The 11,399-nt window shown below is 43.5% G+C and carries 5 protein-coding genes and 1 rRNA gene; all 6 read left to right on the forward strand.

Annotation, left to right across the window (positions count from 1 at the left end; genetic code table 11):
• The first annotated feature begins 90 nt into the window (after nt 1–90).
• Nucleotides 91–2,622, forward strand: coding sequence for a DUF3656 domain-containing U32 family peptidase (locus I6N90_RS22965; protein WP_197938090.1), 2,532 nt, complete (start codon nt 91–93; stop codon nt 2,620–2,622).
• 172 nt (nt 2,623–2,794) lie between these two features.
• Nucleotides 2,795–4,291: a carboxypeptidase-like regulatory domain-containing protein gene (locus I6N90_RS22970; RefSeq protein WP_197938091.1), complete on the forward strand. Its 1,497-nt coding sequence runs from the start codon at nt 2,795–2,797 to the stop codon at nt 4,289–4,291.
• 167 nt (nt 4,292–4,458) lie between these two features.
• A complete protein-coding gene (locus tag I6N90_RS22975; protein ID WP_197938092.1) occupies nt 4,459–5,157 on the forward strand; it encodes a heptaprenylglyceryl phosphate synthase in 699 nt (232 codons plus the stop codon).
• 170 nt (nt 5,158–5,327) lie between these two features.
• The gene (pcrA, locus tag I6N90_RS22980; protein ID WP_197938093.1) at nt 5,328–7,694 is read left to right on the forward strand and encodes a DNA helicase PcrA; all 2,367 of its coding nucleotides are present in this window, start codon (nt 5,328–5,330) and stop codon (nt 7,692–7,694) included.
• A gap of 113 nt (nt 7,695–7,807) precedes the next feature.
• Complete coding sequence (ligA, locus tag I6N90_RS22985) at nt 7,808–9,802, forward strand: NAD-dependent DNA ligase LigA (protein ID WP_197938120.1); 1,995 nt, start codon at nt 7,808–7,810, stop codon at nt 9,800–9,802.
• A 521-nt stretch (nt 9,803–10,323) separates the two neighbouring features.
• Nucleotides 10,324–11,399, forward strand: a 16S ribosomal RNA gene (locus I6N90_RS22990); the annotation flags it as partial.

Here is an 11,399-nt window from a genome sequence, read left to right on the forward strand (position 1 = left end):
TTGTTAAACTAGATAGAGCAAAAACGATAGTGATCGTAATTAGAAACGGCGCAAGAGATTAAACTCTAGCGATGAGAGGAATTAAAATAGATGAATACAACTGCTTTAACAAGATCGGATATTGAATTGCTAGCTCCTGCAGGTGACTGGGAATGTATGAGAGCTGCTGTAGCCAACGGTGCAGATGCAATCTTCTTCGGTGTAGAAAAATTTAATGCGCGTGCACGTGCAAACAACTTCCGTAGCGAAGAGTTGCCGGAAATAATGTCGTTTCTTCATACGTACGGAGTAAAAGGATTTTTAACCTTTAATATTCTCGTATTCGAAGATGAACTTAGAGATGCACAAAAATTGATCGAGATGAGTATTGATGCAGGTGTCGATGCGGTAATCGTACAGGATCTTGGTTTGGTTAAGCTCATTCGTGAGTTATCGCCAGACTTCCCGATTCACGGTTCCACACAGATGACGATTACTTCGCCAGAAGCTGTTGAATTTACAAAACCATATGATCTTGAGCGAGTTGTTCTAGGTCGTGAAAATAATTTAAAACAAATTCGGACGATTGGCGAACAAGCGAAGCTTCCTATGGAAGTGTTTGTTCATGGAGCACTTTGTGTTTCCTATTCCGGTCAATGTTTAACTTCCGAGATGTGGGGTGGACGTTCAGCCAATCGTGGCGAATGTGCACAAGCTTGCAGACTTCCATATGATTTGATGGTAGATGGCGAACATCAACCGATGGGCGACATAGCGTACCTTCTTTCTCCGAAGGATCTAGCTGCGATTGATCTTGTGCCAGAACTAATTGAAGCAGGAGTAACTTCTTTCAAAATCGAAGGACGTCTTAAGAGTCCCGAGTATGTAGCGAACGTGGTAAGTAAGTACCGCCGCGAGATCGATAAATATTTTGACGGTGATCGCTCGAAACCTTCTAAGGAAGAAGTACGTGAGCTTCAACAAAGCTTTTCACGTGGATTTACACATGGTTTCCTTGACGGTATAGACAATAAGCAATTGGTTGATGGAACATTCCCGAAAAGCCGTGGTGTATATCTAGGTAAAGTTGAACGTATTATGCGCGACGCAGTAACATTACGTCTTGATGCACCGGTTAAACGTGGCGACGGTATAGTATTCGATGCTGGAGATCCGACGAAAAAAGAAGAAGGTGGCCGGATTTATGATCTTCGTCGTCAAGGCGTCAAAATGGAAGGAGAAGCGCAAGAAGGAACTCTTGTTGAGCTAGTTCCGGGGCGTAACGATGTTGACCTTCGCAAAGTTAATGTTGGTGATCGGATTTGGAAGACTAACGACCCGGCATTAGATAGACAACTGAGAGCGACTTATGAAACAGAGAAGCCATATCGCGTATTCCCTCTGCAAATCCGTGTTACGGGTGCGCTTGGTGAGCCACTTCGCACGTGGTGGACGGATGTTCAAAAAGGAACAACGGTAGAAGTTGCTTCTGAGTTGTTGCTTGAGCAAGCTCAGAAACGACCGATGGATGCTGAGTTGTTAGAGGATCAATTAGGACGTCTAGGGGGTACTGTGTACCAACTGGATAAAATAGAAGTATTCTTACAAGGCGACTTAATTGTACCTATTCGCGAACTTAATCGAATTCGTCGTGAAGCGGTGGAATTACTGGCAGGAGAACGTCCAAAGCCACCTGTGTATATTAAAAACAAGGTAGATGCATTTGCTGATGCAGCGCAAAACGGCAAGAGTGAGTCTATTCCACGTAGTGGTAAAGATGCTAAGTTGACTGCACTATGTCGTAGCTTAAGCCAAGTTGAAGCGGCAATCGCAGCTGATGTTTCTTATATATATGCAGACTTTGAATTTATTAAGCAATTCCCAGCAGCAGTGGAAGCGGCGAAAAAAGCAGGCAAGCCAATAGCACTTGCTACACCGCGTATTCATATGCCTGGGGAAAATGGATACCATGCTAACATATTGAAGTTGCAGCCAGACGCAGTTTTGATTCGTAATACGGGAGCGCTCTACTACTATTTGCGTACTCGTACAGCGAACCCGGGCAAACCATTCCCAAAACTGATTGGTGATTTCTCACTTAATGTAGCTAATCATAAAGCGGTTAATCTGTTTTCAGAAGTTGGCTTAGATCTAATTACACCTTCGTATGATCTCAATATCGGTCAAATGGTGGATCTACTCGAAAGCTCAGATACGTCTAAGCTAGAAGTTGTTATTCATCAGCATTTGCCGATGTTCCATACTGAGCATTGTGTATACTGTACGTTCATGAGTGAAGGAACTAACTTTACGAACTGTGGTCGTCCTTGTGAAGAGAAACGTGCATCGCTACAAGATCGAATCGGAATGTCTCATCCCGTTCGAGTAGATGAGGGCTGTCGTAATACGGTATACAACGCGGTTGAGCAATCAGGAGCAGAGTATATCCGTAACTTTGTGGAGATGGGTGTTACACATTTCCGTGTCGAGTTTCTTGAGGAATCAGCGGAAAAGGTAACAGAAGTACTTTCTCTATATAGAGATGCTCTTGATGGTCGTATTTCTGGAACACAAGTATGGCGCAGTCTGAAAGCAACGAACCAACTCGGCGTTACGCGTGGACAACTAGTAAATAAGAAATAATGTGAAGCCGTCTTCTTCAGTTAACTGAAGGAGGCGGCTTTTTCAATTCGAATGTAGCTATTTCCTATTTCATTTAAGGTTGAAAATTCATTATGATTAATGCAACCATTGGTTGATTTAAGGCATCGTTATAAGTAAGTAGCAACTAACTATTGGTGTCATTTATTAATCGATGCTTAATGGTAAGGGGGGAATAATAATCCGAATTAAAGTTGGAGTTCTCGCTATAATACTCACACTGTTTGCAATCGTTGGTTGGATCGGATATAAGTCTCTGCCTTCTGTACTTTATCAAGGGGGACATTATGGGGCATTGTTAAAGTGGTTTCCTGATGACCATAAAGTTGTGCTAGCAGTGATGCAAAGGGCGCAAGAAGTTATTCCGGCAGAAATCGGCTGGGGGGATAATAGTATTTTTATTATGTCCTCTGGAAGTGTATCAGCCCCCGGGGGAACAATTGTTTCCAAGGAGAAACGAGCGGCAGCACGATCTCAGTTAGAGTCATTAATAAATGAGTATCCTATGATTCCTTATGTCAACAGTTTAAGACTTGATGCAGCCAAATTAAATATGTCGGGCCAAGAGTGGGATAAAGCACAGGAGTTGCTTAAAGCTATTGAACAAAGCCCGCATGAATTTATTCAGAGGAGCGAGCTGCTAGCATACTCTAAAATACTGGAATCTAGACATGTTGATCCAGAAGTTACACCCTCTATTACAGGGAATGTGAAGATTGGAGATAAGCCGGCAGCAAATGTTTACGTCATGCTTCAGCGATCAAATGAGACGGGTTGGCATTCCCCACCATATGGTCATTACCCGATAACGATCACTGATATTAAAGGAAACTATCAATTTAGCGGAATTGAACCAGGAGAGTATGATATCGGAGTTGGCGTACAGCCTGAGCAAATAGATGGTTATTATTTAACGGAAAATGAAATTAAGACAGTGAGTACCAGCCATGAAAGGACTGGAGTATTTAACTTTAAATTCGTCCCGCAGGTTCGGACAACATACCCTATCAATTATGAGACGATCGAGAGCGATGAGCTGCGATTTGAGTGGAATCCTTATGAAGGTGCGGATTACTACCATCTTTCACTTATATCATCAATAACTACAAAGGACGGAGACAATCAATCAACGATTTCGACTACTACTACGATTTCAGAGGATAAGTACCGTAATACAAAAGCAATTTATTCGCTTAAAGAGTTAAGGAGCCGAAATTTCAAAGATCCCAAAAACATAGATAGGAAAGGCAACGTTACTTTCTGGCCGAAAAATATATTGGGACCTGTTTATCCAGGCGGCCATTTTGTGTGGCTAGTGGATGCCTATGATGCTAATGGGCGTAAACTATCCAGCTCTGCAGCTTATCTTCATGGTCCCGTTAATATGAGACCAATGTTCAGTCTGCCGGAGGAAGATGCTCTAAAAGGAGATCGATTTGTAATAGAGCATAACTATGATGAAGCAATTGAGGCTTACAAACAAGAGGGTGATAACGAATACGCTCTTCGTGCATTAGCTAGGTTAGCCTCACATGGCATCAAGTCAGAAGATGAAGGTAATCCTGCTGAAGCGTTGTTTTATTTAGAACAAATCAAAGAACCGAATCAACATGATAAATCTTTTAAGTTAGAGCTAGAGGAACGACATTAGAAATCAAAGAAATAAGCCTCATCATTCATTTTTCTCCTGCCAAAATGATGGTTTGACACGTCGCATAGCCTGCCTTAGCATAGAGAAGTACGGTCCTTGTGTCTTTTTTAGGACACGAATGTTGAACGTCATATTCTATCAGGCAAAAAAGTGAGGCGTGAACATAGATGAGCAGCACATGGTTTTCACATTGGAGACATGCATTTAAACTCGATCCTGAGAAGGAATTGTCCGACGAAATGCTTGATGCATTATGTACTTCCGGTACAGATGCTATTATAGTAGGTGGTTCAAGTGGGGTTACTTTTGAAAATACTGTCGATCTTATGGCTCGTATTCGCAGATACGAACTGGATTGTGCACTAGAAGTAACTACATTGGAAGGTGCGGTGCCGGGATTCGACGGTTACTTTGTACCACTTGTTTTAAATACGGACAAGGCAGAATGGATTATCGGCAAGCAGATTGAAGGGCTGAGAGAATTTGGCTCATTCGTTCCATGGGATGAAACAGCTGCTCAAGGTTATATTATTCTGAATGAAGAAGCGACAGCAGCAAAGGTGACAGAGGCTCATACTGATTTAGACGAAGCAGGGGTTATCTCATACGTCCAAATGGCTGATCGACTTATGAGACTTCCTGTAATCTACATCGAATATAGCGGTAAATTTGGCGACATGAACATATTGAAGCGTGTGCGTGATAAGGTTGAGCACGGTCAGTTATTTTATGGCGGTGGAATCGATACGGTAGATAAAGCACGAGAAGCAGCGCAATGGGCGCACACTATTGTAGTTGGAAATATCGTATACACGGATTTGAATGCGGCATTATCTACGGTTGAAGCGGTAAAACAATCGAAGTAGAGAATTGCATACAAGCAAGAAGATCAAGTGACACCCCGCAGCATAGCTGAAAGGGGTGTTGTTTGCATCTTATGAGCAAACTATATTTTCGGAGTGCTAAATTGACATGGTGGCAGGTCGTTGTCTACACTATAAATAGGCGAACAAATGGCGAACAAAGGAGTCGAACGATGTTCAATCATATCAGTATTGATGAAGCGGTGCAGAGGTTAAATCCACCACAACGTGACGCAGTTCAAGCGACGGATGGGCCGTTGTTGATTATGGCAGGAGCGGGTAGTGGCAAGACACGTGTGTTAACGCATCGTATTGCGTATATTATTGAGAAAAAACGAGTGGCACCATGGAGTATTCTTGCCATTACGTTTACGAATAAAGCATCAAGAGAAATGCAAGATCGGGTAAGTGCTTTGGTAGGACCGTCGGGACGTGATATATGGGTATCGACCTTCCACTCCATGTGCGTACGTATATTGCGTAAAGATATTGACCGGATTGGGTTTAATTCTAGCTTCTCTATTTTGGATTCATCGGACCAACTATCAGTTATTCGCAATTGTATGAAGGACCTTAACATCGATACAAAAAAAATCGAACCGAAAGCAGTACAAGCTTCTATTAGCGGGGCAAAAAATGAATTGATCTCCGTACAACGCTTTGAGGAGAAAGTTGGCGATTATTTCGAGGGCATCGTGGCTAAAGTATATGCGATGTATCAAAAGCGTCTAAGAAGCAATAACTCACTTGATTTCGACGATTTGATCATGATGACGATTAAATTGTTTCAAGAAGTGCCTGAAGTTCTAGACTTCTACCAAAACAAGTTTCGCTACATTCATGTTGATGAGTATCAAGATACGAACCGAGCACAATATATGCTTTGCCGCATGCTTGCGGATAAACATCATAATATTTGCGTAGTTGGTGACAGTGATCAGTCGATCTACCGTTGGCGTGGGGCAGATATTACGAACATTATGAATTTTGAAAGTGATTATCCTGAAGCTCGGACGATCATGCTGGAGCAAAATTACCGTTCTACTGCCAATATTCTTGATGCAGCTAATGCGGTTATCAAACGAAATACAGGACGCAAGCCTAAGAAGTTGTGGACTGATCAGGGACCTGGCGATCTCATCTCATTCTACCAAGCGGATTCAGAGCATGACGAAGGTTATTTCGTAACAGGTGAAATTCGGAAAAATGTGAACAAGGGTCGTCGCTTCACCGATCATGCTATCCTTTATCGAACGAATGCACAGTCACGGGTAATCGAGGAAATTTTGATCAAATCGGATATCCCTTATCAAATCGTAGGCGGAATCAAGTTCTATGATCGTAAAGAGATCAAGGATCTATTAGGCTACTTGAAGCTAATTTCCAATCCAGATGATGATATTAGCTTAACACGTATTATTAATGTACCGAAGCGGGGTATCGGGGACACAACAGTGGGCAAGCTTGAAGATGAAGCGACTCGCAGAGGGACATCTGTTTTCCGAGTGTTATCGGACCTTGGAGATTTGGAGATCAATGGGCGTACAAGAACGCTGCTAAAAGAGTTCTACGAGCTCATCTTCAATTTGACGTCAATGGTCGATTATTTGACAGTAACTGAACTAACGGAAAAAGTTCTTGAGTTATCTCAATACCGTATCGAACTACAACGAGAGAATACATTGGAGTCAAAAGCTCGTGTAGAAAATATAGATGAGTTTCTGTCTGTAACAATGGACTTCGAAAAACGTAATGATGATCGCTCATTGGTCGCGTTTTTGACTGACTTAGCTCTAATAGCTGATATTGATACGATGAATAAGGATGAAGAAGAAGCAGAAAAAGCTAGCGATGCAGTAACGCTTATGACTATGCATAGTGCAAAGGGGCTTGAATTCCCAGTTGTATTTATTATAGGTATGGAGGAATCGGTTTTCCCTCACAGCCGTGCGTTAAATGATAATGAAGAGTTAGAAGAGGAACGCCGTCTTGCTTATGTAGGAATAACTCGTGCTGAGAAGCGGTTATACCTAACTTGTGCAAGAATGAGGACGTTATTTGGTCGTACGGGCATGAACATGCCTTCACGTTTCCTAGATGAAATCCCGGATGTTGTTAGAGAAGCCGTTTCTCCTGGGGGCACAATTGGTGGTTCTGGTCGCTCTGCTGGACGTAGTTTCTCTAGTGGTTCATCAGCTACAAGTGGCGGAGCACGCGCTCAAGGTTTTGGAGCGGGAAGCAACCGAACCGCACCTAGTGGAGTAGGTGGTGGTGTTCGTGTGAGCACACCATTTGATGCTGCTAGAACAGCAAAGGGCGTGACTGTTACTGGCGGCGTCGGGGCTGGTGGAAGTGGATCTGCTACTTCTGCAACTGGAAGCTATAGTGCTGGTGATCGTGTCTCTCATGGCAAATGGGGCGAAGGCGTCATCGTATCTGTCAAAGGAACAGGAAACGACATGGAACTTCAAATCGCTTTCCCTGCACCGGTCGGGATTAAGCGGTTGTTAGCAGGATTCGCTCCTATAACGAAGCTTTAATTTTGAAGTAGATCTTTTATAGAGGATAAATAAGATTTACCGTAGAACTAATCGAATAACAAAAGAAATGACTCTTTTAAGGGGGTGTACTCGTGGGCGGACAGTTACAACGAATGAAAGACCTTATCGCTCTTATTAACGAACATAATTATTACTACTACACGATGGATGAGCCGAGTATTAACGATGTAGATTACGATAAACTTTATGACGAGTTGGTCTCGTTGGAAACAGAGACAGGTGTAATCGAGCCGGATTCTCCAACACTTCGTGTGGGTGGTGAGTTGTTAAAAGGTTTTGAACCACATCGTCATCGTGCTCGTTTGTGGAGTTTGGACAAAGCTCAGAACAATGAAGACCTACTAGCTTGGAATGCAAGAGTGATTCGGGCGATTACTGATTATAATGCAAAAAATCCTGATCAAGAGCCTCTGCCGGATCCAAGCTATGTAATTGAACTGAAGTTTGATGGGTTAACGCTTAATTTAACTTATGAAAATGGTGAACTCATTCAAGCATCAACGCGTGGAAACGGAACTATCGGAGAAGGTATTTTACCGCAGGTTCGTACGATTCGCTCTCTCCCTCTAACGATTCCGTTTACAGACGGCATTATTGAAGTGCAGGGAGAAGGTATTATGGGACTTTCCACGCTTGCAAAATATAATTTGACGGCGGCAGAACCGCTTAAAAATGCTCGGAACGCTGCCGCAGGTGCGCTGCGCAACTTAAATCCGCAAACGACTGCTGAACGGAAGCTCGACGCTTTTATATATAACATCGGTTATGCTGAAGGTGTTACTTTCAATAATCATAGTGAGTTGCAACAGTTTTTGAAGGATAACAAGTTCAAAGTTAATCCGTACGTCAAGTATGTCTCCACGATGGCAGAAGTTCAGAATGAATTAGCGGATGTTGCTGCTAAGCGTGAATCATTTGACTTCTTAATAGATGGTGCAGTTGTTAAGCTAACAGATATGCGAACAAGAGAAGCACTGGGTTATACAGATAAGTTCCCAAGATGGGCAGTTGCTTTCAAGTTTGAAGCAGAAGAAACTTCAACAGTGCTAGAGTCCGTATCATGGGAAGTTGGCCGTACGGGGAAAATTACTCCAGTTGCTCGTGTAGAAGCTGTTGAGCTAGCTGGTGTAACCGTACAGAACTGTACACTTAACAATATTGGTGACATTGAACGGAAAAATTTAAAGCATGCTCTCGGCACATTAGTCACAATACGAAGATCAAATGACGTTATACCTGAAATATTGGGTAAAGCAGATGATGAACCAGGGCAAGAGATACTCTTCCCAGATCAGTGTCCGTCTTGTGGTGAAGAACTTGAGCAACGCGGTGCACACTTGTTCTGCAACAACAAGCTTGGATGCAGGCCACAAATCATTGCACGGATTACTCATTTTGCTTCTCGAGATGCTATGGACATCGAATCGTTTAGCATTATGACAGCAGAACAACTTTATGCAGATTGTGGTTTACGCGATCCAGCCGATTTATATGCACTAGTGTTTGATGATTTAATCAAGCTTGATCGATTCGGGGAGAAGAAGGCTCAGAAGCTTCTTGATGCTCTGGAAAAATCGAAGAATCGTGATCTAGCTGCTTTCCTGTTTGCATTAGGCATTCCTAATACAGGAAAAGCAACGACTAAGATGCTCGCCGATCATTATGGAAACCTCGAAGCCGTCATGGGAGCAAATGCCGAAGAATTGATCACGTTGTCCGATATCGGTAGCATCGTTGCGGAAAGTATTGTTGGTTTCTTCTCAGACCCTCTTATTATAGAGAGCATAAGACGCATGCGTGAGTATGGGGTTAAAGCTGAAGCAGAAAAGCTAGTTGTAGCTAGGCAGGATAGCGTCTTTAGTGGAAAGACTGTTGTGCTAACTGGTACGCTACCGACTATGACGAGAGATGAAGCCGCACGTAGACTTGAAGCATGTGGAGCAAAGATCTCAGGTAGTGTTTCGAAAAAGACAGACTTCGTCGTAGCGGGTGACAGCGCAGGTAGTAAACTAACTAAAGCACGTGACTTAGGTGTCACTGTTATAGACGATGAAGCTGAGCTTATACGATTACTTGGTGATGAGTAATTCGTAGAGATGCCCTCGTTTGAACAGGGCAGTGATAGAAAAGAAGTCGAGCCAAGGGGTTACTCTGGTTCGACTTCTTTCTATATTAGGGATTAATACTTCTTACTATAGTAAGTATCGATGTTGCTGATCATTAAAGGACATTAAAGATTACAAGTGAGTATTAAAAAATAATGATATGCAATTGTAAAAAACTACAAGTTGCATTCTCTTTGCCTACATGGTATATTATTTCTTGTGCTTCTGAGACACGCATTAAGCAAACGAATTACATAAGAAAATGTAAAACGAACGCTTGACACGAAGAAGAGAAGCTGGTAACATATGATCTTGTCACGAACGAAACATGTGACAAACAAGTTCTTTGAAAACTGAACAAATGGATCACGTCGAATCCAAACAATGATTTAAATCAATGATCTTCATTGGCTCTGCCAAGAAGAACATTAGCTAGTTAAGTAATGAGCAAGTCAAACACCTTGAAGGTTTTATCATTGGCTTTGCCAAGTAATAAAACTTCTAATTTGGAGAGTTTGATCCTGGCTCAGGACGAACGCTGGCGGCGTGCCTAATACATGCAAGTCGAGCGGACTTGATGAAGTGCTTGCACTTCTGATGGTTAGCGGCGGACGGGTGAGTAACACGTAGGTAACCTGCCTATAAGACTGGGATAACATTCGGAAACGAATGCTAATACCGGATACACGATTTGGTCGCATGGCTGAATCGGGAAAGACGGAGCAATCTGTCACTTATAGATGGACCTGCGGCGCATTAGCTAGTTGGTGAGGTAACGGCTCACCAAGGCGACGATGCGTAGCCGACCTGAGAGGGTGATCGGCCACACTGGGACTGAGACACGGCCCAGACTCCTACGGGAGGCAGCAGTAGGGAATCTTCCGCAATGGACGAAAGTCTGACGGAGCAACGCCGCGTGAGTGATGAAGGTTTTCGGATCGTAAAGCTCTGTTGCCAGGGAAGAACGCTTGGGAGAGTAACTGCTCTCAAGGTGACGGTACCTGAGAAGAAAGCCCCGGCTAACTACGTGCCAGCAGCCGCGGTAATACGTAGGGGGCAAGCGTTGTCCGGAATTATTGGGCGTAAAGCGCGCGCAGGCGGTTAATTAAGTCTGATGTTTAAGGCCAAGGCTCAACCTTGGTTCGCATTGGAAACTGGTTAACTTGAGTACAGAAGAGGAAAGTGGAATTCCACGTGTAGCGGTGAAATGCGTAGAGATGTGGAGGAACACCAGTGGCGAAGGCGACTTTCTGGGCTGTAACTGACGCTGAGGCGCGAAAGCGTGGGGAGCAAACAGGATTAGATACCCTGGTAGTCCACGCCGTAAACGATGAATGCTAGGTGTTAGGGGTTTCAATACCCTTGGTGCCGAAGTTAACACATTAAGCATTCCGCCTGGGGAGTACGGTCGCAAGACTGAAACTCAAAGGAATTGACGGGGACCCGCACAAGCAGTGGAGTATGTGGTTTAATTCGAAGCAACGCGAAGAACCTTACCAGGTCTTGACATCCCTCTGAYCGCATTAGAGATAGTGCTTTCCTTCGGGACAGAGGAGACAGGTGGTGCATGGTTGTCGTC

The sequence above is a fragment of the Paenibacillus sp. GSMTC-2017 genome (assembly GCF_016019935.1).
In the GTDB taxonomy this organism is placed as follows: Bacteria; Bacillota; Bacilli; order Paenibacillales; family Paenibacillaceae; genus Pristimantibacillus.